We start from the raw sequence: 25,370 nt of genomic DNA, 5'->3' as shown, positions 1-25,370 counted from the left end.
GGGGGCACACGCTATTTCAAGGATGAAGATCAGCTCTCGGCCTGATCAGACTCCACCTGGCGCTTTGCCGCGTTAATCGCGGCCGCGCGCGCCAGCGCCCCAAGAGCGAGGGACACAATAATCCCGGAGATCAACAGAACGTGAAGGAAGGCTTCGCCGTCATTGCCCATGAGTGAAGCAAGACCGCAGCCAACCGCGTGAAACACCGCCACAACGCAGGCCATGGCCATGATCGGCCAGGCGGCCTCGTGACCCGTATTCCATGCGTCGTCGGAGGACTCCAACACTGCCGAATGGAGACCCAAGCCTGAGCCTCGTGCCAGAGTACCGGCCCTGCCTTTCAGGGCAACCAAGCCGAAAACACACGCGATCCCGGCAAAGCCGATCACGCCGGTCAACGTCAGCGTCGTCATCAGTTCTCCTTCGTCTGAGTAGCCGGAACGCCACTGTTAGGAACGCCCGCGACGGCCTCTTCCAACTCTGCGATCCACCGTGCGCCGGTCACGTCGGACGGCATTCGCCAGTCACCACGAGGCGATAGAGCGCCACCAGCCACAACCTTCGGGCCATTTGGCAGAGCAGAACGCTTGAACTGCTGGGTGAAGTAGCGGCGCAGGAACAAGGTTTCCCACTTCACGATCTCTTCGAGTGAATAGGCGACGCGGTCACCTTCGGGGAATCCGGCCGGCCACTCGCCAGCATTCACATCCGCCCACGCCTTCTCAGCAAGGAAAGCGATCTTCGACGGACGAGCCCCTCGACGCAACACGTAGTACAGGGTGAAATCCTGCAGGTTGTACGGGCCGATCTTGTCCTGCGTGGACTGCATCTTCTCACCGGGCTGAGCGGGAACCAATTCGGGAGAAATCTCCGTGCCGAGGATCGACAGCAGAACCTCGCCCGCGCGATCGGAGAACTGGCCGGAAGCTACAACCCAGCGGATCAGATGTTGGATCAGAGTCTTCGGAACACCCGTATTGACGGCGTAGTGGCTCATCTGGTCGCCCACGCCGTACGTGCACCAGCCGAGCGCCAGCTCGGACAGGTCACCCGTGCCCAGAACAATTCCGCCGTTGCGGTTGGCAATGCGGAACAGGTAGTCGGTGCGCAGGCCCGCCTGAACGTTCTCGAAGGTGACGTCATACGTGTCGTTGCCGTCGGCGTAGGGATGCCCCATGTCGGCCAACAGCTGGCGAGCTGCCGGACGAATATCGATCGTCTGGTAGGGAATATCGAGGCTTTCGCACAGCGCAATCGCGTTCGACTTCGTGTGATCGGACGTCGCGAAACCGGGCATCGTGTAGGCCAAGATGTCCGTTCGCGCCCGACCCAGCATATCCATCGCGCGCGCCGCAACGATCAGAGCATGAGTGGAATCGAGGCCACCGGAAACACCAATAACGATCTTCGGGTTACCGATCGCCTTGAGGCGCTGAACCAGGCCATGAACCTGAATATTGTAGGCCTCGTAGCAGTCCTGAGCTAGGCGCTCCGGATCGTCAGGAACGAAGGGGAAACGATCAACGGTGCGTTCCAAGCCAAGGTCCGTGCGGGGCGGGTTCAGCTGGGTGTAGACGGGCATAGGGGCGGTCGCCTTCAGTCCTTGGTCCTCGCCCAGGTAGCGATCCGCGTTGTCCTTAAATGAATTCTGGCGCGTGCGTTCAGTGACAAGACGATCGAGGTCCACGTCAGCGATCGTGATCTGACGACCTCCGGCTTTGAAACGCTCGCCCTCTGCCAGCAGGTCGCCGGCCTCGTAAATCATTGTCTGGCCGTCCCATGACAGGTCGGTTGACGATTCGCCCGCACCCGACGCGCAGTACACGTAGGCGGAGTTGAGGCGCGCTGACAAACTGCGAACCAACAGTCGGCGATCTTCCGCACGACCAACGGTGATCGGCGAAGCAGAAAGATTCATCAGAACCGTCGCGCCATTCAGAGCAGCAAGAGTTGACGAGGTAAGCGGAACCCACATGTCCTCGCACACTTCGGGGGCAATGATGAGGCCAGGAACATCCTCAACATCGATTGTGATCGGAGAGAAAGGAACGAATGCCGAAGCACAGTCATCGTCGACAAAACCCCACGCGGTCGTGTCAATAAAGGAAGGAGTTGTCGGACCGGGAGTCGCGAAATGGCGCTTCTCGTAGAACTCGCGATAGTTCGGCAGGTGTAGCTTCGGGGTGACACCCAGGATCTTGCCTCGGTGGATCGTTACCGCACAGTTGTAGAGGGACCCATCGTTGCGAATCGGGGCACCAACAATGAGAATCGGCAACAGATCCTTCGTCTGAGCAGCAATGCGATGCAGAGCCTCAGTCACTTCATCCAGCACGACATCCTGAAGCAACAGATCATCAATGGCGTAGCCGGAAATGCCCAGCTCGGGAAAGACGGCCGCGGCAACGCCCTTGTCATCAAGCTCGCGAGCAACGTCAATGACCTCGTTAGCGTTAGCAAGCGGCTGAGCGGGATGAACAGGAACCGTCACCGCAGCAACGCGCGCGAAGCCCTGATCGTAAAGCGAATGGAAGTTCAACTTTCCTCCTAGTGTTGCCTCTATTGTCTCCCATGATCCATCCGTTTGCCCACGCGCTTACGCTCAAAGCTGATGGCAGGAAAAACAATGGTGGGCTGGCTCTTTCGAGCCAGCCCACCGAAGCTCATCACGCGCGAGGCGCGAGCAGAACTCAGATCACCTCACGTGCGAGGCGCGCGATCGCGAACTCTTCGTTCGTCGGGTACACCAGCAGGGTGACCTTCGAATCGGGGGTGGAGATCACGCGAGGCTCGCCGATACGACCGTCGTTTGCTGCTAGGTCGATCTTCACGCCGAAGGGCTCAAGCGCCTGGGCGAGTTCCTTACGAACATCCCAGTCGTTCTCACCGATGCCAGCGGTGAAGGTGATGACATCCAGGCCACCGAGTTCAGCGGTGTAGGAGCCAACGTACTTGAGCAGGCGGTTGATGTAGACGTCCATGGCAACGCGAGCCCTGTGCTGCGCTTCCTTGTCGTCATCGTTGAAGATCATCTCCCACACGCTACGCATGTCGGATTCGCCGGTCAGGCCCTTCATACCGGACTGCTTGTTGAACAGCGTGTCGATCTCGTCGATCGTCATGCCACCCTGGCGAGCCAAGTGGAAGACAACGGCCGGATCGATGTCGCCGGTGCGGGTGCCCATCATGAGGCCCTCCAGCGGGGTCAGACCCATGGAGGTATCGATCGGCTTACCGTTGAGAACTGCGGACACGGAAGCGCCATTTCCGAGGTGCATGACGATCTGCTTGAGATCATCGCGACCCAGGTACTTTGCGACCTCGCGGGAAACGAACTGGTGCGAGGTGCCGTGAGCACCGTAGCGACGAACAGCGTACTTCTCAGCGACTTCAGCGTTCAGTGCGTAGGTGTAGGCCTTTTCGGGAAGAGCCTGGAAGAACGCGGTGTCGAAGACTGCAACGTGAGGGATTTCCGGCATGAGCTCGCGGGCCACGTCGATGCCCTTGAGGTGTGCGGGGTTGTGCAGGGGAGCCATCGGGCAGAGCTCTTCGATGAGGTTACGGACCTCGTCGTCGATGACGGCCGGGCCATCGAAGTACTTGCCACCCTGAACGATGCGGTGACCGACGGCAACGATTCCAGCTTCTGCAAGCTTCGGGCCCTTGTCGTCGAAGAGGCGAAGAACTTCACGCATACCAACTTCGTGGTCTGCGATCGGGATTTCTTCGATGGTGACGTCGTCACCGTGGGTGTGCTTGATCTTGCCGACCGGGTCGCCGATACGTTCGACAAGCCCCTTGGCGATTGCTTCACCGGTTTCGGGATCGACCAGCTGATACTTGATCGAAGAAGAGCCGGAGTTAATGACGAGAACGGTCTGGGACACGAGTTCGCCTTTCCTGTGAGTAATCGGTAAAAACTTGGAAGCTTCAGCCCTGCGCCTGAACGGCGGTCAGAGCAACGGTGTTGACAATGTCCTCGACCAGTGCGCCACGCGACAGATCGTTGACCGGCTTGTTCAGACCCTGGAGGATCGGGCCGACGGCGACCGCGCCGGAGGAACGTTGAACCGCCTTGTAACCGATGTTGCCCGCGGACAGGGACGGGAAGATGAAGACGTTTGCCTTGCCAGCAACGGGGGAGCCAGGGAGCTTCTTCGAAGCAACGGCCGCGTCAACGGCTGCGTCGAACTGGATCGGGCCCTCGATCGCAAGCTCGGGGGCCTTCTCGCGGGCGATCCGGGTCGCCTCGATGACAGCGTCGACGTCCGGGCCGGAGCCGGAGTCCCCGGTCGAGTAGGAGAGCATTGCAACGCGAGGCTCAACACCGAACTGAGCGGCGGTGCGTGCCGAGGAGATGGCGATGTCGGCAAGCTGTTCCGGAGTCGGGTTCGGGTTCACGGCACAGTCGCCGAATGCCCACACCTGATCCTTCATCAGCATGAGGAAGATGGAAGAAACAATCGAGACGCCGGGAGCGGTCTTGATGATCTGAAAGGAGGGAACGATCGTGTGCGCGGTCGTGTGGGCTGCGCCGGAGACCATACCGTCTGCGTCGCCCATGTGGACCATCATCGTGCCGAAGTAGGACACGTCTTTGATCTTTTCGCGAGCCTGCTCGATGGTGACGCCCTTCTTTTCACGCAGGCGTGCGAATTCAACGGCGTATTTTTCGGACAGTTCTGGGTCGTCTACGGAGACGACGGATGCTGCGGTGAGGTTAATACCAAGTTCATCTGCGCGGGTTGCAACTCCAGCTGCGTCACCAACGAGGATGACATCTGCGATACCGCGAGCGAGGACCTCAGCAGCTGCGAGGAGGACGCGATCGTCTTCCGGTTCGGGCATGACGATGCGCTTGCGGTTTGCACGTGCGCGGTCAATCAAGTCTGCCTGGAAAGCGAGGGGGGTGACTGCGGTCGGAGCGGGGGCCTCAACCAGGGTCTTGAGTGCCTCGTCGGAAAGCGGAAGGGAGAAGACAGGGACGTCGACGCCGAGATCGGTGGGGGCGCCGGGCAGAATCACTGCCACGAGCTGCGCTTGATGTGACTTGCAGCGGGCAGCGAAAACGTTGATTTCTTCAGTGAGCAGTTCGGCTGGAACACCTTCGGGGTCGAGGACCAAGATGACGTTTGCGCGAGCCGATGCTGCCAGGTTCACGTTCCAACGGATGGCATCGAACGTGCGAGCTTCTCCGGCGACAACTCCGTCGATCAGAACGAAGTCTGCGTCAGCTGCGCGAACAGCTTCGACAGCTGCCGGCAAAGCCGAGGCGCTGGAGGTTGCTGCTGCGGATGGGGTCGTGCCAGCGAGCGCGTCAATGCGCGCAAGCGTTCCACGCGCTGAAAGCGCGGTGGCAAGTTCGTGAGCTGCGTCTGTTGCAGCATTTGCGGAATCGGGCCCGACAACGATGTAACGGGAAGTCACTGATGCTCCTTCAACACGTGAAAATGTGCGCGGCCTGCTCGGTCGCATGAACATCGTAGCGCGCTCCGGAGGTAAATTAAGACGTGAAGATGTGTGAATAATGCATTACCCCGTAGGCTTGCAGTGTGAAGAAGCAGTTGCGAGTGAATATGTCGCCGTCGTATGCGTACTGGGGGACGATCATTTTCGTCCTCGTCGGTGTTGGCGCTACGACGATTTTTGCGCTTTTGAACCACCCTCATCGTGCGGTCTATGCCCTTGCTGGCACGTTGCTTGTGATGGCTGGTGCGCGTCTTGTTTTGCCGGGACGCCCGTGGTTTGCTTCGCGTAATCGGTGGACGGATGCCGTGGTGCTCGCTTTCTTGGCGCTTGGTATTTGGTATTTTTCGCCGTTCACGGCAACGATGAACCTCCTGTCCTAACTAGTCAGCCCGACATGTTTGTGTTGTCGGGATCTTTACGTTGGTGAGCGTATTTCTTCTGTCTCATCTGTGGGCGAGAGTGTATTTAATCAAGTAATCTTGATGTCAAGATAATTTCTCGCGCAGCGCCAGCTCGCCCGACGAAAAGAGAAACGATGTCGAAAATGAAGGTTGCAGGCCCGGTCGTTGAACTCGATGGCGACGAAATGACCCGCATCATGTGGCAGTTCATTAAAGACCGCCTGATCCACCCGTACCTGGATGTTGATCTGCGTTACTACGATCTGTCGATCCAGAATCGCGACGCGACTGACGACCAGGTGACGATTGATGCCGCCAACGCGATCAAAGAGCATGGCGTGGGCGTCAAGTGCGCGACAATCACTCCCGATGAGGCGCGTGTTGAAGAGTTCGGCCTGAAGAAGATGTGGCGTAGCCCCAACGGCACGATTCGCAATATTCTCGGTGGCGTTGTCTTCCGCGAACCAATCATTATTGACAACATTCCGCGCCTCGTCCCCGGATGGACCAAGCCGATCGTTATCGGTCGACACGCATTCGGCGACCAGTATCGTGCGACTGACTTTAAGGTTCCGGGAGCGGGCACCATCACGCTGACCTTCACTCCCGACGATGGGTCGGAACCGATTGAGCACGAAGTGATCCGTATGCCTGAAGGTGGTGGCGTCACGATGGGCATGTACAACTTCAACAAATCGATCGCAGACTTCGCTCGAGCATCCTTTGAATATGGACTCAAGCGTAGCTATCCGGTCTTCCTTTCGACGAAGAACACGATCCTCAAGGCCTACGATGGCGCATTCAAGGACATTTTTGCCGATGTTTTCGAGCGCGAATATAAGGACAAGTTCGCCGAAGTTGGCTTGACCTACGAACATCGTCTGATTGATGACATGGTTGCCTCGTCTCTGCGCTGGGAAGGTGGCTACGTCTGGGCGTGCAAGAACTACGACGGTGACGTTCAGTCGGATACTGTCGCCCAGGGATTCGGCTCGTTGGGTCTGATGACTTCCGTCCTGATGACCCCAGATGGTCGTACGATGGAAGCTGAAGCCGCTCACGGCACTGTCACCCGCCACTACCGCAAGCATCAGGCGGGGGAACCAACGTCAACCAACCCGATCGCCTCGATTTTCGCTTGGACCCGCGGTCTTGCTCATCGAGGAATGCTTGATAATACGCCTGAGATTATCGACTTCTCCCACAAGCTTGAGAAGGTCATCATTGACACGGTTCTTTCAGGCAAGATGACGCGCGATCTGTCTCGTCTGGTCGGTGGCGATACTCCGTGGCTCACCACTGAAGAGTTCCTTGCGACGCTCGACGATAATCTGGCGAAAGCTCTCGCTTGATCTGCTCACACAACGAAACTGGGGTGCGGTGAGCTTCGGCTTGCCCGCCCCGGTTTCGTCTATATAGCGCGTGAAACTGCCTGAGTAGCGGTGTCGGAATGTTCGAATAGTGAACGAAAACTAATCGGAATGCGGTCTGCGGGCATCCTGTACGTATCCCGATCAGTCGAACGACTCAAGGAAAATCATGCGAAAGTTTATGGAGAAGAGCAGCATCCTCGTGTGGGTGCTCGTTGCAATCGTCCTCGCCCTCGTGCTGGGAGCCATCAAAGTAGGTGACTCGCACCTGGTGCCTGTCGCAGTTGGACGAGTCTTCGCGACATTCTCAGCTATCTTCAGCCAGTTCCTGTCCTTCTCGATTCCGCTCATTATCATCGGTCTGGTCACTCCGGCTATTGCTGATCTCGGACGTGGCGCTGGCAAGTGGCTCGGCATTACCGCTGCGCTGGCCTACACCTCGACTCTTTTCGCAGGCTTCCTGACCTACCTAGTCACAGCAACCGTCTTCCCGAAGCTCCTTTCGAACGGTCTTGCTGATGTTACCGAGCCCGGCTCGGCACTCGAATCGTTCTTCACCATCGAAATGCCTGCAGCTGTCCCGGTTATGACCGCGCTGTTGCTCTCCTTCGTGGTCGGCATCGGACTTGCAATGATCCCGCGTGGCGTTATGCGTAAGGGCTTCATTGAATTCCGCGCCATCATCACCAAGCTCATCGAGCGCATCATCATCCCGCTGTTGCCCCTGCACATCTTTGGTATCTTCTTGAACCTCACCTACACCGGTGAGGCGTGGGACATTATGCGCACCCTGGTCCGCGTTGTTGTCGTCGTCCTCCTGCTTGAGATCGTCATCCTGCTCACGCAGTACATCGTTGCTGGCGCAATCGGCAAGAAGAACCCGATCACGTCGCTACTCACCATGATGCCCGCCTACCTGACGGCACTCGGCACCTCGTCGTCCGCGGCGACTATCCCGGTCACTCTGCGTCAGGCAAAGAAGAACGGCATCTCCGACGCCGTTGCATCCTTCACCATTCCGCTCTGCGCAACGATCCACCTAGCAGGCTCGACCTCGAAGATTTTCGCATTCGCGTTCGCCATCGTCATCACCCAGGGCATCGATGTCGGTCCCGTGCAGTGGGTTGGCTTCATCTTCATGCTCGGCATCACGATGGTCGCAGCCCCCGGCGTTCCCGGCGGTGCAATCATGGCAGCAACCGGTCTACTCTCGTCAATGCTTGGCTTCGACGATGCCCAGGTTGCCCTCATGATCGCCACCTACATCGCCCTCGACTCCTTCGGCACCGCAACCAATGTGACCGGTGACGGCGCAATCGCGATCATCGTTGACCGGATGGCCGGTGGCAAGATCGGCGCAGAAGGCGATCCGGAGAACGCTCGCGAGCTCTCCTTCGACGGTATGGCTTACCTTGACCGCGTCTCGGTCGAAGGCGTTGTCAGCGCCGAAGAACTCGCTGCATCTGCTGCTGCGAACCCGTCGGCTAGTAACTGACGGATTGGCTCGCGCGCGTACCCGTCATTATTCGTCATCAACCGAATAGACGCTGATTCTTCAACGCACGAGCTCACATGCCCCCTAAGAGTGGTGGCCCGCAATGAGACATACGGGTCACCACTCTTTTATGTCCGAAAACTGTTCTGGCAAGCCTGAATACTCGATTGCTCTACCCATCACTTCCCGCTTCGCCGTAAACTGGACGAGGCTGGTAACACTTTCAGACCGTGAACAGGAATGGAGCTTCACGCAATGGCTACTCCGCAACCGCTCAAAGCCCCCGCTGACTTCAAGATCGGCGTTCTCACATCAGGCGGTGACGCGCAGGGAATGAATGCGGCCGTCCGCGCCGTCGTGAGAACTGCGCTTGCCGTGGGCGCCCAACCCTATGCGGTCATGGAAGGCTGGTCTGGCGCCGTTAAAGGTGGAGATGCGATCAAGAAGCTCTGCTGGTCGGATGTCTCATCAATCCTCGCCGAGGGTGGCACGGTTATCGGTACGGCCCGGTGTCCAGAATTCCGCGATTACGAGGGTCGGCATGCGGCCGCGAAGAATCTGGTCGAACACGGTATTGACCACCTTGTCGTTATTGGTGGTGACGGCTCCCTCTCTGGCACGGATGAATTCCGAGGCGAATGGGCGCAACACATTCGCGAACTCGTTGCTGAAGGCGTGCTCAGTGAAGAAAAAGCAGCAAAACATCCGGCTCTGATGGTTGTTGGTCTTGTCGGCTCGATCGACAATGACATGGTGGGCACCGACATGACAATCGGTGCGGATACCGCACTCCATCGCATTTTGGACGCGATGGACCAGCTGACATCCACGGCAGCATCTCACCAGCGCACCTTCGTTGTCGAGGTCATGGGTCGCCATTGTGGCTACCTACCCCTGATGGCAGCGGTTGCCGGTGGTGCCGACTACGTGTTTACCCCCGAAGATCCGGTTGGACCGGGCTGGGAAGAAGACCTCGCTGAACACCTGCGTTTGGGTCGTGAAGCAGGGCGACGCGAATCCATCGTGTTGGTCGCCGAAGGTGCAACCGACCGCGAGGGCAATGTACTGACCACTCAACACATTGCCGATGTGATTACTGAGCGCACAGGTGAAGACGCGCGCGTGACGATCCTTGGCCACGTCCAGCGTGGTGGCTCGCCGTCAGCCTATGACCGCTGGATGTCATCGTTGCTTGGCTACGCCGCTGTTCAGGAAATGCTTTCAGCAACGCCGGAAGACACCCCGAATGTTCTGGGTGTCCGCCACAATCGCGTGACCCGTATTCCGCTGATGAAGGCGGTGCACGATACTCGCGCGGTCAAACACCTGATTGCGGCCGGTGACTTTGAAGCTGCCCAGGCTTCGCGCGGTGTTTCTTTCACGACGATGGTCGAAATTAACACGATCCTTTCGACTCCGCCTCAGCTGACGCCCGAACCTACTGAAAAGCCTCGTCGAATCGGTATCCTGCACGCTGGTGGTCTTGCACCCGGCATGAACACGGCAGCGCGCGCGGCAGTCCGCTTGGGTATCGCCCGCGGTTGGACGATGCTGGGAATCGAAGGCTCGTGGAAGGGGTTGGCCGATAACGCGGTCAAGGAACTGACCTGGGCTGACGTTGAAGGCTGGGCGTTCAAGGGTGGCGCGGAACTCGGCACGAGGCGCGATGTCCCCGAAGTTGAGCAGTTCTACGCGCTGGGACGCGCTATTGAACGTAACGAATTGGATGCGCTGATCGTTATTGGCGGCCTGAACGCCTACCTTGCTGTCCACTCGATGATCTCCGAGCGTGACCGCTATCCGGCGTTCCGTATCCCGATCGTTCTGGTTCCCGCCTCCATCGACAACAACCTGCCCGGTTCGGAACTTTCGATCGGTGCCGATACCGCGATCAACAATGCCACCTGGGCGCTTGACCGCATCAAGGAATCCGCCGCAGCAACCAAGCGTTGTTTCGTCGCCGAAATCATGGGACGTCGTTGCGGGTACCTGACGCTGATGGCGTCACTGTCATCCGGTGCTGAGTACATCTATCTCAACGAAGATGATGTGACTCTGAATGAGATCGCTGATGACACGAAGCGCATGGTTGATTCCTTCGCTGAAGGACGTCGCCTGTTCCTGGTCCTCGTCAACGAGGCAGTGTCGAAGTACTACGACCGCGAATTCCTTGCGTCCGTGTACGAGGCAGAATCTGACGGCAAATACGACGTGCGTCATTCCGCGCTCGGCCACCTGCAACAGGGTGGTTCGCCCAGCCCGTTCGACCGCCTGCTGGCAACGCGCCTTGCTCACCGCGCGCTCGACCACATCAACAACCAGTTCAATCGTGGCGAATCCGAGGGCGTGTACATCGGTCAGGTGCGCAACCACATCGAAGCTCGCCTGGTGAAGAACATGTTTGAGGATCTGGATATCCGCAATCGTCGTCCGTTCGATCAGTGGTGGCGAGAGCTCAGCCCGGTTCAGCGCATCGTTTCGATGAAGGATTCGGGTAAGCCTGCTGTCGAGATTTCCATCGCAGATCCCGAGTAAGTCATCGCCGAATCATCTGATTCGAATAAAACTGATATTTTCATTCAAGAACCGCGAACTCATCGCAGATCCATTGATACAGGAGAATTCATGACTGACAATCCGGTCGTTGACCCCACAATGACTCCCGCGTGGGAAGCACTGGACGAACACGCTGACGCTTTTGATCCGGACCTTCGCGCTTGGTTCGGAGCTGATCCGAACCGTGCAACTCGCTGGACGATTGACGGTGCCGACCTGCACGTTGATTTCTCGAAGAACCTGATTGACGAAGACGTGCTTGCTGACCTGCTGGCGTTGGCTGAGCAGACTGGCGTCTACGACCTGCGCGACCGCATGTTCGCCGGTGAGCACATCAATGTCACCGAAGACCGCGCTGTTCTGCACACCGCGTTGCGCCGCCCGGCAACCGACGAGCTGACCGTTGACGGCCAGGATGCGATCACGGACGTTCACGAGGTTCTGAACAAGGTCTACGACTTCGCAGAGCGCGTTCGCTCCGGCGAATGGATCGGTATTACCGGCAAGCCGGTTGAAACGGTTGTCAACGTTGGTATCGGTGGCTCGGACCTTGGTCCGGTCATGGCCTACGAGGCCCTGAAGCCCTTTGTTCAGGATGGCCTTGAATGCCGTTTCATCTCGAACATTGATCCGACCGACGCGGGGGAGACCACGAAGGATCTCGATCCGGAAACCACCCTGGTTATTGTTGCGTCGAAGACGTTTACGACGCTTGAAACGATCACGAACGCCAAGGTTGTGCGCGACTGGTTCCTCGGCGCCCTGCGCGACCGTGGCATCGTCACCGACGAGGCAACCGAGAAGGACGCCATCGCCAAGCACTTCGTCGCCGTGTCCACCGCTCTGGACAAGGTCGCTGAGTTCGGCATCGACCCGAACAATGCTTTCGGCTTCTGGTCCTGGGTTGGCGGCCGCTACTCTGTGGATTCCGCTGTCGGCACTTCGCTGGCAATCGCGATCGGCCCGGATGGCTTCGCTGAATTCCTTGAGGGCTTCAACGCGATGGATGTCCACTTCGCCACCGCGAAGCCGGAAGAAAACCTGCCTGTCCTCATGGGCATGCTGAACGTCTGGTACTCGAACTTCCTCGGTGCCGACACACACGCTGTCCTGCCGTACTCGCAGTACCTGCACCGCTTCCCGGCCTACCTTCAACAGCTGACCATGGAGTCGAACGGCAAGTCCGTCCGGCGCGATGGTGCTCCCGTCACCTACGAGACCGGCGAGGTCTTCTGGGGCGAACCGGGCACCAACGGCCAGCATGCTTTCTACCAGCTGATTCACCAGGGCACCCGCATGGTTCCTGCCGACTTCATTGCCTTCGCTAACCCGGCGTGGCCTCTGAAGGATGGCGAGGCCGACATGCACGAGCTGTTCCTGTCGAACTTCCTGGCTCAGACGAAGGCTCTGGCATTTGGCAAGACCTCGGACGAGGTTCGCGCTGAGGGCACCCCGGAGGCCATCGTTTCGGCTCGAGTCTTCACCGGTAATCGCCCGACCACGTCGATCATGGCACCGGCCCTGACCCCGCGTGTTCTTGGCGAACTGATTGCTCTCTACGAGCACATCACCTTCGTCCAGGGCGCCGTCTGGGGCATCGATTCCTTCGACCAGTGGGGCGTAGAGCTAGGCAAGGTCCTGGCCAAACAGATCCTGCCGGCCATCGAAGGTGACTCGGCTGCATTCGACGCGCAGGATGCTTCCACGAAGGCTCTCATCGAGTACTACCGCGCGAACCGCAAGTGAGCCTTCTCAGCTAAGTGCTGCTCCGTCTTGACGGCGGTGCGCGGCAAGTGTAGCGACACGGTTCCGGCCTCGTTGATTTCATTATCGACGAGGCCGGAACTTTGTTGTCGCTCTCTCCCCTCATTGCCGGGAGCGAGCGGGGAGCAACTATCCCCAGGCGCTCACGGAAATGTGGGGCGCATCTTTTGAAGCGGAAGCGTCCGATTTCTTCGACTTCTTCTTGTCGAATTTCTTGGATTTCTTGGGCTTTGACTCGCCTTCATTCTTATCTTGGGATCCCGTGTCACCTGACTTTTCGTGGGCATGAGACGACAGAACCTCAGGGGTGAGCGAAGCCGAAAGACGATCTTTCGCACCATCGACATCGAAGTCGGCTTTCGGCCATGTGGGGTTAATGCCTTCGAGCGTACGGACAAGGATCTCTTGGACCGCCAAACGTGCATACCACTTGCGGTCGCCAGGAATGACATACCACGGAGCAATGCGCGTCGAGGTCCGGCGAATCACTTCGGAATAGGCGTCTTGGTAGGCACTCCAGTTGTCGCGAGTATCGAGGTCACCCGTGGAGAACTTCCAGTGCTTATCTGGGCGCTCCAAGCGCTTTATTAGGCGTTCCCCCTGTTCTTCATAGGAGACGACCAAGCAGACTTTAATGACCTTCATCCCGGCTCGAACGGCTTCTAATTCCATCTCGTAGATATCGTGATAGCGACGGTTCAGCTCATCCTCATCAGCGGCGAAGACAGATTCTTGGTTGGCGTAACGCGCGGAGGTGGGAACCAGAAGATCCTCATAGTGCGAGCGGTCAAAAACACCGATGTATCCCGGGCGGGGGAGGTGTGGGCGGACACGCCAAAGGAAATCGTGGGCACGTTCTTCTTCCGTGGGTGCTTTGAAGGCTTTCAGAGCAACACCCTGCGGATCCACCTGCCCGATGACGTGGCGAACGATTCCGCCCTTACCAGCCGTGTCCAAACCCTGAAGGATCAACAGAACTGAATCTGACGCACCTTCCTTCGACGCGGCATACAGGCGTTCTTGGAGTTCAGAAAAATCTACCGCCCGCTTCTCCATCGCTTTCAACGCCTTCTTTTTGCTTGCGCCCCAACCGGGCGTGGCGTCACGAATGAAGGAAAACAGGTCGAACGCATCAGAGGCAACCAGCAGATCGCGCGGATCACCCGTCCAATACTTCGATGGCCCAAACAAGTAGCTCATGGTGTCTTCAGGTGACTCCTGACCTGTGTTTTCTTTCGATCCCATGATGACCTCCAACGCGTGACCTCGACACAACCTAGAAAATGCAAGGCTCGAAAACGAATGTACGTACGTGCAACTCTAATCATGGTCTAGATCACGTGCTTGCGTGTATGAAAAGTAGGACTGCTAGCCCTGTTTTCCCACGCCGAAAGCGTTTAGGCTTGGAACGTCAGTATGTGGCGAAACCGCCACCAAGCGACGGCGAACACCGCCGACGCACACAAACTAAGAAGGAGTGCCGAATCATGGCAGAACCTCGCATCGTTACCGTCACCGGCGCCGCCGGCAACATTGGCTACGCCCTGCTTTTCCGTATTGCCTCCGGCCAACTGTTCGGTCCCGATGTCCCCGTCAAGCTCAACCTTCTTGAGATCCCCCAGGGAGTGAAGGCCGCTGAGGGCACCGCAATGGAGCTCGACGACTGTGCATTCCCAACTCTTGCCGGCGTTGAAATCTTCGACGATGCCACCAAGGCATTCGAAGGCGCCAACGTTGCCTATCTCGTTGGCGCAATGCCGCGTCGCCAGGGCATGGAGCGCGCAGACCTGCTGGAAGCCAACGCAGGCATCTTCGGCCCGCAGGGCAAGGCCATCAACGATGGTGCGGCAGACGACATTCGCGTCCTCGTCGTTGGCAACCCGGCCAACACCAACGCCACCATTGCTCAGAACGCTGCTCCGGACGTTCCGGCCTCTCGCTTCACCGCAATGATGCGCCTTGACCACAACCGTGCAGTTGCTCAGCTGGCCCATAAGACCGGTGCTACAGTTGCCGACGTCAAGGACGTTGTCGTGTGGGGCAACCACTCCGCAGATCAGTACCCGGACGTTTCCTACGCGACCGTTGCTGGCAAGAAGGCTGCTGACTTGGTTGACGAAGCATGGCTTTCAGAGACCTACCGTCCGGTTGTCGCAAAGCGTGGCGCCGCCATCATCGAAGCCCGTGGCGCATCCTCGGCAGCATCGGCTGCAAACGCGGCAATCGATCACATGTACTCTTGGATCCACGGTACCCCCGAGGGTGAATGGGTTACTGCAGGCGTCATGTCCGACGGCACCCACTACGATGTCCCGGCAGGTCTCTGCTTCGGCTTCCCGGTAACCTCTGACGGTGGCGAGTGGCAGATCGTCGACGGTCTGGAGATCTCCGAGGCAACTCGCGCAGGTATCGATCACAACATCAAGGCTCTGCAGGAAGAGTACGACGCAGTGAAGGCTCTCGGTTTCATTAAATGAACTGAGCATCAACGCGATTCGTTGAAACGCTGATCCTGTCTGATTGACAGGGATGGAAGTGGCCACGGGCTAAGCCCGTGGCCACTTTTATTTTCTCTGACCGCGTGCCCCCTGATTCGCTACTACGCGTCTATCTACAAGAATGAACGAAACAAGCTTGTGACCAGCGTCAATGCACTCACAGCCCCAAGTTCAGCTGTCGTGGGTGTAATTCGTGAAAAACCCGCAAATGCGCACCGAGTATCGCGCTCAGCAATTGTGCATCCCGGTGGGCATCGCCCTTGCGTGCATTTCGCCCGTGGCCTTCGTGAAATGCGAAATATTACTTGCACACCCGAAGAAACGCGTTGAAAAGAACGAGCGTTTTGTTGAGCAAGGAGGCCATCACATGGGTCTGCGCATTGTCATTGTTGGTGTCGCTACGTAGTGGCATTGCTCATTCGTTGATTGTTTGTGAAGACCTTGCTCAAGCGATGCTCGATCGTGACGAGGAACTGGATTATCAGGGCTGACTAAGGACATTATGGCCGTGGATACTGGGCGATGAGTAAACCCGCTAATCTGTACCCATGAGTGAATCGACCGTAGAAAACACGAAGCTTGTCATCACGCTGTCCTGCCCGGATCAGCCGGGTATTGTCCACGCGGTGACGGGTGTGATCGGCAGTGTGAACGGCAATATTATTCAGTCCCAGCAGTTCGGGGATCCGGATTCGGGACTGTTTTTCATGCGTATTGAGGTTGATTCGCCGGTCGGTCGAGGTCCCGTCGAAGAAGGTCTGGCGAAGGTTGCGAAGACTTTTGATGCGACCTGGCATATTGATGCCCTCGGTCGTCGCCTGCGTACGGTCATCATGGTGTCGCGCGAGGGCCACTGCCTGACTGACTTGCTCTACCGTCAGCGTAGCCAGGGCCTGCCGATCGAGGTTGTCGCGGTCGTGGGTAACCACCCGGATCTTGCTCCCGTTGCTCAGTTCTACGGCGTTCCCTTCCTGAATATTCCAGTGACGAAGGAAACGAAGGCTGACGCTGAGCGTGAGTTGCTCAACCTGGTCCGCTCGGAAAAGGTGGAGCTAGTTGTTCTGGCACGCTACATGCAGATTTTGTCTGAGAAGGTCTGCGAAGAAATGCAGGGGCGCGTCATCAATATTCACCACTCCTTCCTGCCGTCGTTCAAGGGCGCTCGCCCGTACTCGCAGGCGCATGATCGTGGCGTGAAGCTCATCGGTGCCACCGCGCACTACGTGACCGCCGACCTGGACGAGGGCCCGATCATCGAGCAGGACGTCACGCGCGTAACGCACGCCGACTCCACGCCGGACATGGTGGCGCTTGGCCAGGACGTGGAACGTCGCGTTTTGGCTCAGGCAGTCCGCTGGCACGCCGAACGTCGCGTCCTCATGGACGGCACGCGAACCGTGGTGTTCTCCCGCTAGTTTTCGTTATTCCCCAGGCGGATGCGTTACACAACCACTGCTGAGAAATTGATTCACGAGGCCGAGACCACTTCTCGCTGGTGAGCCTGAGCGCCGGTTTCGGCTTTCGTCATATCCGCCCCATAGTAGGCGGGGAGTGCCTAGATGGAGGCGGCCTCGTACGTGGGAAGGCAGTGCGCGAACTGCTCGCTTCGCGATAGGGTGGAGCAGTCGTGACTGGCGAACAGGTGGGAAACCACCGGGGAGCGATGAACAGGCACCGTAGCCGCCCGCCTGGGCTAAGGCGCCGACCGAGAAATCGGCAGTTCAAGGAGCAGGAGAACCCAATGGATTCCCTTAATGACATGACCCTTGCCCAGCTGGATCCCGAGATTCAGGCTGTGCTCGACGCTGAGCTGGCACGTCAGCGGACGACCCTCGAAATGATTGCGTCGGAGAACTTCGTCCCGCGCGCAGTCCTAGAAGCGCAGGGATCCGTGCTGACGAACAAGTACGCGGAAGGCTACCCGGGTCGTCGCTACTACGGTGGCTGTGAAGCCGTTGACGTCGCAGAAAACCTTGCGATTGAGCGTGCAAAACAGGTCTTCAAGGGCGCCGACTTCGTCAACGTTCAGCCACACGCCGGCGCACAGGCAAACGCCGCAGCCCTAATGGCGATGGCAAACGTGGGCGACACGATCCTTGGCCTGTCCCTCGCTCACGGCGGTCACCTGACCCACGGCATGAAGATCAACTTCTCCGGCAAGAACTACAACGCGGTGGCCTACGAGGTCGACCGTGAGACCATGCGTATCGAGGCTGAGCAGGTGCGCGAAGCTGCTCTGCGTGAGCGCCCCAAGGTCATCATCGCCGGCTGGTCCGCCTACCCGCGTCATCTGGACTTCGCGGCATTCCGCGAGATCGCTGACGAGGTCGGCGCAGCACTCTGGGTTGATATGGCACACTTCGCCGGCCTTGTCGCAGCAGACCTGCACCCCAGCCCACTCCCGCACGCTGACATTGTCACCACTACCGTCCACAAGACGATCGGTGGCCCCCGTTCGGGCATGATCCTGTCATCACGTGGCGAGCAGTGGGGCAAGAAGATTAACTCCGCAGTCTTCCCCGGCCAGCAGGGCGGTCCGCTCATGCACGCGATCGCCGCAAAGGCAATCGCCATGAAGGTCGCGCAGACCGAAGAATTCAAGGATCGCCAGCGTCGCACCCTCGAAGGTGCTCAGCTACTGGCTGATCGTCTCAATGCTGACGATGCGAAAGCGGCCGGCATCAAGCTGGTCACCGGTGGTACCGACGTTCACTTAGTCCTCGTTGACCTCGTCGAATCGAAGCTGGACGGCCGCGACGCAGAGGATCTTCTGCACGAGGTCGGCATTACCGTCAACCGCAACGCAGTTCCCTTCGATCCGCGTCCCCCGATGCGCACCTCCGGTCTGCGTATCGGCACGCCGGCTCTGGCAACCCGTGGCTTCGACGCCAAGGACTTCGCTGAGGTCGCCGACATCATCGGCACCACGCTGGTTCAGGGGGCATCTGGCGTATCGGTTGACGTTGACGGCCTGCGCGCGCGCGTGAAGGCTCTGACCGACGCTCGTCCGCTCTACGTTGGACTTGGCGAATGAGGACCGGCTGGGAAGGACCCGCTAAGGTCCTCGACGGTGCGGGTACAGCTACCACAATCAAGGCGGAACTTACCCAGCGTGTGAAGAATCTCCGCGCCCGCGGCATTGTGCCCGGCCTTGGCACGATCCTCGTCGGTGAAGATCCCGGTTCGGTGTCCTACGTTGCGGGTAAACATCGCGACTGCGCTGAAGTGGGTATCGAATCCATCCGCGTTGACCTGCCGGAAACGGCTTCGCAGGCTGAGATTGAAGCAGCGATTGACCAGTTGAATGCTGACCCGGCATGCACGGGCTACATCGTTCAGTTGCCACTACCGAAGGGTATCGACCAGAACGCGATCCTAGAACGCATTGATCCTGCGAAGGACGCAGATGGCCTGCACCCGATGAACCTTGGTCGCTTGGTTCTTCGTGGCTCCGGGCCGATCGATACTCCGCTTCCATGCACGCCTCGCGCCGTCATCGAACTGATGGAACGACACGGTATTGACCTTCGTGGCAAGGATGTGTGCGTTGTTGGTCGCGGTGTCACTGTTGGCCGTTCGATTGGTTTGCTACTGATCCGCAAGGAAATCAATGCAACCGTCACCGTCTGTCACACCGGTACGAAGGACCTTGTTGCTCACGTGCGTCAGGCGGACGTTGTCGTGGCCGCGGCGGGTAGTGCTGGACTGATCACCAAAGACATGGTGAAGCCGGGCGCAGTTGTGCTCGATGTTGGTGTATCCCGCGTTGAAGGGGAAGACGGCAAGGCTCGCCTGCACGGCGACGTTGCAGACGGTGTTGACGAAGTCGCATCGTGGCTGTCCCCGAACCCGAAGGGTGTAGGTCCCATGACCCGCGCGCTCCTGGTGACGAACGTTGTCGAGGCAGCAGAGCGCCTCGCGTAACTGTTTTTGGTGCTGGGGTGGAGCCTGGCGTTGAGGCTCCACCTCAGTGCCACATATGTTGGAGTTGAAAATATTGAGTTCACTGAATCCGTCAGTCACATCTGAAGTTGGCGTACTGAAGACAGTCCTCGTTCACCGTCCCGGTAACGAAATGTCGCGTATTACGCCAACGAACATGGAAGAACTCCTCTTCGACGACGTGATCTGGTTGGAGCGCGCCCAAGAAGAACACGATGTGATGACCTCAAAGATGCGTCATCGTGGCATCGAGGTTCTTGATTTTTCGACTCTTTTGACTGAAGCCCTCGAAGTTCCCGGCGGTCGTGATGAAGCCCTGGAACTCGTTTTCACCGATAAAACGGTTGGTCCTGCAGCTTTGGATTCACTCCGCGCTTTTGCAGCCGGACTGGATTCGTCTCACCTTGCCGAGATCTTGATTACCGGCATGACGAAGCGTGAGCTTTTAGAACAGATCGATGAACCGAAGTCGGCCTGGATCTCCGGAATGGACTTGGATGACTTCATTCTTGCCCCGTTGCCGAACCACCTGTTCACCCGTGACACCTCATCGTGGATCGGCGGGGGAGTTGCGGTTTTGTCTATGCGAAAACCGGCTCGCCGTCGCGAAACGATCAACCAAGAGATCGTCTACCGGTTGCACCCGCGTTTCGCTGATCTGAACATCCCCTTTTGGAAGCACGGGACTCTTGACGGCCAGGCCACAATTGAGGGGGGCGACATCATTAACGCCGGAAACGGCACACTGATTATCGGCGCCTCAGAACGTACGACTGCTCAGGGAATTGAACGTCTTGCTCGCAGGCTTTTTGCCGGCGAAGTAGCGTCCACCGTGATTGTTCTGCAGATCGAAAAGAAGCGTGCTCAGATGCACCTCGACACGATCTTCACGATGCTCGATGAAGCAACATTCACTGCCTATGCCGGGTTGGGGAAGGTTCGTACTCAGGTGATTCGTCCCGGTGTTGCTGGTGAATTGGATATCACCGTTCACGAAGCTGATGAGATGTATGACGTCATCGCTGCCGGATTGGGATTCGATTCTATCCGCGTGCTGACGGTCCCCACGGATTCCTTGACCGCCGAACGCGAACAGTGGAATGACGGTTCGAATCTCCTTGCCCTAGAGCCCGGTGTCGTCATGTCATACGAACGAAATACGGTGTCGAACGACTACTTCTCGGACCAGGGTTTTGAGGTCATTACGATCCCCGGCAATGAACTTGGTCGCGGACGTGGCGGGGCGCACTGCATGACTTGCCCGATTGTGCGCGATACTTTACCCGCACGCGTTTAACGTTTGATGCCTCTCACGTTCAACGTTCCTACTTTCAGACCTACATAATCTCAAAAGGAGCATCCATGCCTCACGCTCTTCATGGTCGTCCATTCCTCCGCGAAATCGACTTCACTCCTGCCGAATGGCTGTCTTTGATTGATCTGGCAGCTGAACTCAAAGCCGCGAAGAAGAATGGTACCGAGGTCCAGCACCTCAAGGGGCGCAATATTGCGTTGATCTTCGAGAAGACGTCGACGCGCACGCGTTGCTCCTTCGAGGTGGCAGCTTTCGATCAGGGTGCGCACACCACCTACCTCGATCCTTCCGGTTCGCAGATGGGACACAAGGAGTCGACTGCTGATACCGCTCGCGTTCTGGGTCGTATGTTTGATGGTATCGAATACCGCGGTGATGAGCAGGAAAAGGTTGAGGTTCTTTCGGAGCTCTCCGGTGTTCCGGTGTGGAATGGTCTGACCGATGACTGGCATCCGACTCAGATGCTCTGCGATTCGCTGACCATGCGTGAACATGCCGGTAAGCCTCTGAATCAGGTGTCTTACGCCTACGTTGGTGATGCTCGTTTTAACATGGGTCGTTCCCTGCTGGTCAACGGTGCATTGATCGGAGCTGATGTCCGCATTGTTGCGCCGCGTGAACTTTGGCCGGATGAAGAATGCATCGCTCACGCACGCCGTATTGCTGAAGAAACTGGGGCGAAGGTGACGGTGACCGACAACGTTGATGAAGGTGTTGCGGGTGTTGACTTCGTCCACACTGACATTTGGGTGTCGATGGGCGAGCCGAAAGATGTTTGGAATGAACGCATCGAGATGCTACGTGACTACCAGGTGAATGCTTCGCTGATGGAAAAGGCTGGCCCGCAGGCAAAGTTCATGCACTGTCTGCCGGCGTATCATGATCGTAAGACCGTGATCGGCGAGCAGCTGTTTGAAGCCACCGGTATGGATGGCATCGAAGTGACCGACGAGGTCTTCGAAGGCCCCGCTTCGATCGTCTTCGATCAGGCAGAAAACCGTATGCACACGATCAAGGCGGTCATGGTTGCCACGTTAGGCGACTGACACGCTGGTGAATTCAACGCACAAGGGATAAGCGTGAAGATTACAAGCATTAACCTGAACGGGATCCGTGCAGCGGTAAAACGTGGTTTCCTTGACTGGATTGCGGTCGAAGACCCGGATGTTCTGCTGATGCAGGAAGTACGCGCCGATACTCAGATCACCGAAGACATCTTGGGGCAAGAGTGGGTGCTTGCCACCGAGCCGTGTCGCATCAAAGGTCGCGCGGGTGTTGCGATTGCAGTGCGACGAGGCCGTGCAACCCTCGATGATGTTCGCGCAGGGTTGGGGGACGCGGACACTGACGTTGACTCTGGGCGTTGGATTGAAGGCGTTGTCACCGCGGACTCTCAGAGTGTTCGTGTTGTGTCCGCATACTTCCATTCGGGTGAAAAGGATACGCCGAAGCAGGAAGCGAAGATGGCTCATCTGCCTCGCATTGGCGAGCGCATGGCTGAGATTCTTGCGTCGGGTGAAAAGGCTGTCGTCTGCGGTGACTACAACGTTGTTCGCTCACGTCAGGATATAAAGAACTGGACGCCGAACCACAATAAACGTGCGGGTGTCTTGGACGAAGAAATCGTATTCTTAAACGATTGGGTGGATGCCGGCTGGCATGACGTTGTTCGTGACCTAGCTGGTGACGTGCAGGGGCCGTACACGTGGTGGTCGTGGCGAGGCAAAGCCTTCGATAACGACACGGGTTGGCGCATCGACTATCACTATGCGACTCCGACTCTGGCATCGACCGCGACTGCATTCGCGATCGGGCGCGCTCAGGCTTACGACCAGCGATTCTCTGATCATGCACCACTCACCGTGACCTACCGGGTCTAACCGCTAGGGCTGTCGCGGAGGCTGCGAAAGGGAATCTTCTGGATTTCTTTTCAACTCGGGCATGAAACAAGCGAAGTGGGGGAACACCATCTGGTGTTCCCCCACAGTCGTATTCAGGCTGCCCGACCTCGTGAACTAACGGCGGAGGGCAGTTACTTGATCGTCTGCCACTCCAAGTCGCGGCTTGCCGAATACAACGGGTCGGGGCGAACTTCCCCGGAAATTGGGTGGTGTGGCCAGAGCAGTGTTCGCGGATCCGAGCAGGTGATGTAGTTCGGGCGCTCTGTGAAATGGACTTCGTCAGCCTCTGTGGGCTTGCCGGGTGCCGGCGGGTTTGCCGTCCACGCGCATGCCATCAGGAAAGCTCGCATCTGTAGGTTGATCCAGAGGATCAGCGTGATGATGGAAGCGCCCGCCGCAAGGAGTGGACTCGACGAAGCACTGACAGCAGACGTGCCAAGAATTCGTAGCATGATCGATGCGACTGAGATGATTGCCAGTCCCCAGATCAGGTCTTTGCGCGGAGGATGAACGCGCGCGACAACCCAGATGAGAAGCCACGTGACCAACGCATAGACGACGAAAGCGACCGCGTAGGAAGCAATTTTCAGCAGGGCAGTGGCAACGGGTCCGGAAGACAACCCGATCGCTCCTAGGATCCACTGGCCACCAAGATCAACGACAATGCCAAGGCCGGCGCCCAGAATGATGGAGAGGGCAAGGCCGAGTGCCCCCAGCGCATTACGCAGAATCTGCATCAACGGATTATCGGGGACCGTGGGGATCGCGAACATTTTGCGAATCGAATTCGCGAGCTGTCCAATCACGCCGATGGCACTCCACGCCATGATCGCAAGAGCGATGATGCCGGTGATCGACACGGCTCCGGTCATCACGAAATCATCGGGGCTGACCATTCCGTTCGGGTTGTCATCTGTTTGGATCAGGGATGGGATGGCCTGCGCAATCGCATCGAAGAATGCGGTGCGGAGTTCCTGATTGTCGCCGATGATCGACAGGAAAACAGTGACAAGAACGGTCAAAGCGGCGGTCAATGACAGGAGTGCGGTCAGGGCCATGCCTGAAGAAATCAGGTTGCCGGAGACCTGGTTGTAGCGTGCGAGCATACGCGCCAGGCGCGTATGTGCCCACCAGGCGCCAAGTTGGGCGACCTTATCGCCCAGGGTCGGGGCGCGGAGCGCGTCAGCTAGACGCGGTGGCTCGGCAGGTGCGGAAGTGGGGGTGGCACCCTTGTGTGTTTGAGGGGACGAGGCCGCCTGTTTTTTCGTCATGCATTCACCGTAACGGTGGCGGATGAGTGGACACAACGAACGTGACGGATCCCCTTAGTGAGGGGGAGTTGAAGAGATTAGAGTGTGGCTGCTTCGAAGTCGAATAGGGCCATGGTGGAGTACATACCTCGTTCATCGACTTTGTCGAGGCGGAATCCGGGGACAATCCACGAGGCTTCGAAGGTGTTGCCGATATCTTCAGCCAAGTCAAGCACAGGATCTTCAAGACCCTGTGCCAAGGTGACGTGCGGGTGGTAGGGGAAACGTTGCTCGATGTCCAGTGGCCCAGTGCGGACTTCGTCGGCGAGGCTTTCACATTCGCGCGCACCGTGATCCACATTGAGGAAGGCAACCGGTGAAATCGGACGGAACGAGCCACTGCCTTTGAGGGTCACGCGGAAGGGGCGGTGGTGTTTTGCCACTTCACGCAGGTGACGAATGACTTCGGGACGCTCGCCCGAGGGGAATGGCGTCGGCGGAAGGATCGTAATGTGCGCCGGCACCATCGACCCTTGAAGATCTCCGAGGTTCAAGCGAAGTTCTGTCAGCTGTGTGACCCACGGCTCCGGGATTGCAACAACGACACCAAGCCAGTCTTGACCGGGGGAACGCTGAGGAAGAAACATTGCAATGCCTAGGGTAGATGGTGAACAAGCGGAGTAGCTGCTGACAAGCCTACGTGAGCAACGCATATGCCCGCTAACCCACTTCGGTCCGCGTGGTGTGCAACGCCTTATACGTCATTGTGTGGACGCTAATGGCAGAATCGACGTATGACGTCTTCATCCACGTGGCTTGTTGTTGGCCTTGGTAATCCGGGGGAGCAGTATGCTGCGACCCGTCACAACGTCGGTCAATTGACCGAAGGTGTGTTGCTCCAACGTACAGGTGCATCGTGGTCATCTCATCGAAGTGGCACCCACGTAGCGGATGTGCGTCTTGGGATTCTTCCCGGTGGTGTGCCCGGCCCGAAAGTTGTGCTCGCAAAGTCGGATTCCTATATGAACACCTCGGGTGGCCCGGTTGGCCGACTGATGAAGTTCCTTGGAATCGATGTCGATCATCTTCTGGTCATTCACGACGATCTGGATCTTCCTGCGCATGAGCTTCGCTTGAAAAAGGGCGGTGGCGAAGGCGGCCACAACGGGTTGAAGTCCATTTCTCAGGTCCTTGGAACGAAGGACTATCATCGCCTGCGTATTGGTATCGGTCGCCCGCCGGGCAGGCAGGCCCCCGCAGACTTTGTTCTTGCTCGTCTGAGTGCCAAAGACCGCCCCGAATGGGACGTGACCTTTGAAAATGCTGCCGATGTTGTCGAATCCATCGTGACAAACGGTTTTGTTCCGACTCAGATGGCTCTGCACTCAGCGAACTCAGGGAAGTAAAGA

21 protein-coding genes and 1 riboswitch are annotated in these 25,370 nt (G+C 58.0%); of the genes, 14 read left to right on the top strand and 7 right to left on the bottom strand.

Features of this window, described 5'->3' with window-relative positions; genetic code table 11:
* Positions 1 to 29 precede the first annotated feature (29 nt).
* The 4 genes from PG731_RS03155 to pta all read right to left on the bottom strand — a co-directional run bounded on the left by PG731_RS03155 (position 30) and on the right by pta (position 5,475).
* Positions 30 to 413 (bottom strand): hypothetical protein, encoded by a 384-nt coding sequence (locus PG731_RS03155; RefSeq protein ID WP_270772125.1) that lies wholly within the window; start codon positions 411 to 413, stop codon positions 30 to 32.
* Positions 413 to 2,539, bottom strand: coding sequence for an NAD(+) synthase (locus PG731_RS03150; protein WP_270772124.1), 2,127 nt, complete (start codon positions 2,537 to 2,539; stop codon positions 413 to 415). The genes PG731_RS03155 and PG731_RS03150 overlap by 1 nt, the downstream gene beginning before the upstream one ends.
* Positions 2,540 to 2,690: 151 nt before the next feature.
* Positions 2,691 to 3,887: an acetate/propionate family kinase gene (locus PG731_RS03145; RefSeq protein ID WP_270772123.1), complete on the bottom strand. Its 1,197-nt coding sequence runs from the start codon at positions 3,885 to 3,887 to the stop codon at positions 2,691 to 2,693.
* Positions 3,888 to 3,930: 43 nt separating this feature from the next.
* Positions 3,931 to 5,475 (bottom strand): phosphate acetyltransferase, encoded by a 1,545-nt coding sequence (gene pta, locus PG731_RS03140; protein WP_270772122.1) that lies wholly within the window; start codon positions 5,473 to 5,475, stop codon positions 3,931 to 3,933.
* 77 nt (positions 5,476 to 5,552) lie between these two features.
* On the opposite strand from pta, the gene PG731_RS03135 reads away from it, so the two are divergent.
* From PG731_RS03135 to pgi, 5 genes are all read left to right on the top strand, one after another.
* Positions 5,553 to 5,849, top strand: a complete 297-nt coding sequence (locus tag PG731_RS03135; RefSeq protein ID WP_243381084.1) for a DUF3017 domain-containing protein — start codon at positions 5,553 to 5,555, stop codon at positions 5,847 to 5,849.
* 155 nt (positions 5,850 to 6,004) lie between these two features.
* Positions 6,005 to 7,222 (top strand): NADP-dependent isocitrate dehydrogenase, encoded by a 1,218-nt coding sequence (locus PG731_RS03130; RefSeq protein ID WP_270772120.1) that lies wholly within the window; start codon positions 6,005 to 6,007, stop codon positions 7,220 to 7,222.
* Positions 7,223 to 7,409: 187 nt separating this feature from the next.
* A complete protein-coding gene (locus tag PG731_RS03125; protein WP_270772119.1) occupies positions 7,410 to 8,735 on the top strand; it encodes a dicarboxylate/amino acid:cation symporter in 1,326 nt (441 codons plus the stop codon).
* Between the two features lie 255 nt (positions 8,736 to 8,990).
* Positions 8,991 to 11,270, top strand: coding sequence for a 6-phosphofructokinase (locus PG731_RS03120; protein WP_270772117.1), 2,280 nt, complete (start codon positions 8,991 to 8,993; stop codon positions 11,268 to 11,270).
* A gap of 90 nt (positions 11,271 to 11,360) precedes the next feature.
* Positions 11,361 to 13,037 carry a glucose-6-phosphate isomerase gene (gene pgi / locus PG731_RS03115; RefSeq protein WP_270772116.1) on the top strand — a complete coding sequence of 559 codons (1,677 nt, stop codon included), beginning with the start codon at positions 11,361 to 11,363 and terminating at the stop codon, positions 13,035 to 13,037.
* Positions 13,038 to 13,184: 147 nt separating this feature from the next.
* On the opposite strand, the gene PG731_RS03110 is transcribed toward pgi, so the two are convergent.
* Entirely contained in the window at positions 13,185 to 14,300 is a 1,116-nt protein-coding gene (locus PG731_RS03110; protein ID WP_270772115.1) for a PPK2 family polyphosphate kinase, read from the bottom strand.
* Positions 14,301 to 14,542: 242 nt separating this feature from the next.
* Between PG731_RS03110 and PG731_RS03105 the strand changes: the two genes are divergently transcribed.
* The 8 genes from PG731_RS03105 to PG731_RS03070 all read left to right on the top strand — a co-directional run bounded on the left by PG731_RS03105 (position 14,543) and on the right by PG731_RS03070 (position 22,690).
* A complete protein-coding gene (locus PG731_RS03105; RefSeq protein ID WP_101627582.1) occupies positions 14,543 to 15,532 on the top strand; it encodes a malate dehydrogenase in 990 nt (329 codons plus the stop codon).
* A 368-nt stretch (positions 15,533 to 15,900) separates the two neighbouring features.
* A complete protein-coding gene (locus PG731_RS03100; RefSeq protein WP_270772114.1) occupies positions 15,901 to 16,044 on the top strand; it encodes a hypothetical protein in 144 nt (47 codons plus the stop codon).
* Between the two features lie 57 nt (positions 16,045 to 16,101).
* Positions 16,102 to 16,968: a formyltetrahydrofolate deformylase gene (gene purU, locus PG731_RS03095; RefSeq protein ID WP_270772113.1), complete on the top strand. Its 867-nt coding sequence runs from the start codon at positions 16,102 to 16,104 to the stop codon at positions 16,966 to 16,968.
* A gap of 202 nt (positions 16,969 to 17,170) precedes the next feature.
* Positions 17,171 to 17,254, top strand: a riboswitch (ZMP/ZTP riboswitch).
* A gap of 40 nt (positions 17,255 to 17,294) precedes the next feature.
* A complete protein-coding gene (gene glyA, locus PG731_RS03090; protein ID WP_270772112.1) occupies positions 17,295 to 18,587 on the top strand; it encodes a serine hydroxymethyltransferase in 1,293 nt (430 codons plus the stop codon).
* On the top strand, positions 18,584 to 19,477 hold the full coding sequence (locus tag PG731_RS03085; protein ID WP_270772111.1) for a bifunctional methylenetetrahydrofolate dehydrogenase/methenyltetrahydrofolate cyclohydrolase: 894 nt from the start codon (positions 18,584 to 18,586) through the stop codon (positions 19,475 to 19,477). The genes glyA and PG731_RS03085 overlap by 4 nt, the downstream gene beginning before the upstream one ends.
* Positions 19,478 to 19,559: 82 nt before the next feature.
* Positions 19,560 to 20,792 (top strand): arginine deiminase, encoded by a 1,233-nt coding sequence (locus PG731_RS03080; RefSeq protein ID WP_270772174.1) that lies wholly within the window; start codon positions 19,560 to 19,562, stop codon positions 20,790 to 20,792.
* A 65-nt stretch (positions 20,793 to 20,857) separates the two neighbouring features.
* On the top strand, positions 20,858 to 21,856 hold the full coding sequence (argF, locus tag PG731_RS03075) for an ornithine carbamoyltransferase (RefSeq protein WP_101627576.1): 999 nt from the start codon (positions 20,858 to 20,860) through the stop codon (positions 21,854 to 21,856).
* A gap of 27 nt (positions 21,857 to 21,883) precedes the next feature.
* Positions 21,884 to 22,690, top strand: coding sequence for an exodeoxyribonuclease III (locus PG731_RS03070; RefSeq protein WP_270772173.1), 807 nt, complete (start codon positions 21,884 to 21,886; stop codon positions 22,688 to 22,690).
* A 152-nt stretch (positions 22,691 to 22,842) separates the two neighbouring features.
* On the opposite strand, the gene PG731_RS03065 is transcribed toward PG731_RS03070, so the two are convergent.
* The gene (locus PG731_RS03065; protein ID WP_270772108.1) at positions 22,843 to 23,982 is read right to left on the bottom strand and encodes a YihY/virulence factor BrkB family protein; all 1,140 of its coding nucleotides are present in this window, start codon (positions 23,980 to 23,982) and stop codon (positions 22,843 to 22,845) included.
* Between the two features lie 77 nt (positions 23,983 to 24,059).
* Entirely contained in the window at positions 24,060 to 24,608 is a 549-nt protein-coding gene (locus PG731_RS03060) for a 2'-5' RNA ligase family protein (RefSeq protein WP_101627573.1), read from the bottom strand.
* A 147-nt stretch (positions 24,609 to 24,755) separates the two neighbouring features.
* Here PG731_RS03060 and pth point away from each other — a divergent pair, with 147 nt between their 5' ends.
* Positions 24,756 to 25,367, top strand: a complete 612-nt coding sequence (pth, locus tag PG731_RS03055; protein WP_270772103.1) for an aminoacyl-tRNA hydrolase — start codon at positions 24,756 to 24,758, stop codon at positions 25,365 to 25,367.
* The last annotated feature ends 3 nt before the right edge of the window (positions 25,368 to 25,370 follow it).

Origin of the sequence: Pauljensenia sp. OF14-1SRA (assembly GCF_027694595.1) — a bacterium.
GTDB classification, from domain to species: Bacteria; Actinomycetota; Actinomycetes; order Actinomycetales; family Actinomycetaceae; genus Pauljensenia; species Pauljensenia turicensis_B.
The sequence above is the reverse complement of the archived record's forward strand: the minus strand, read 5'-3'. Positions and strand labels throughout refer to the sequence as shown.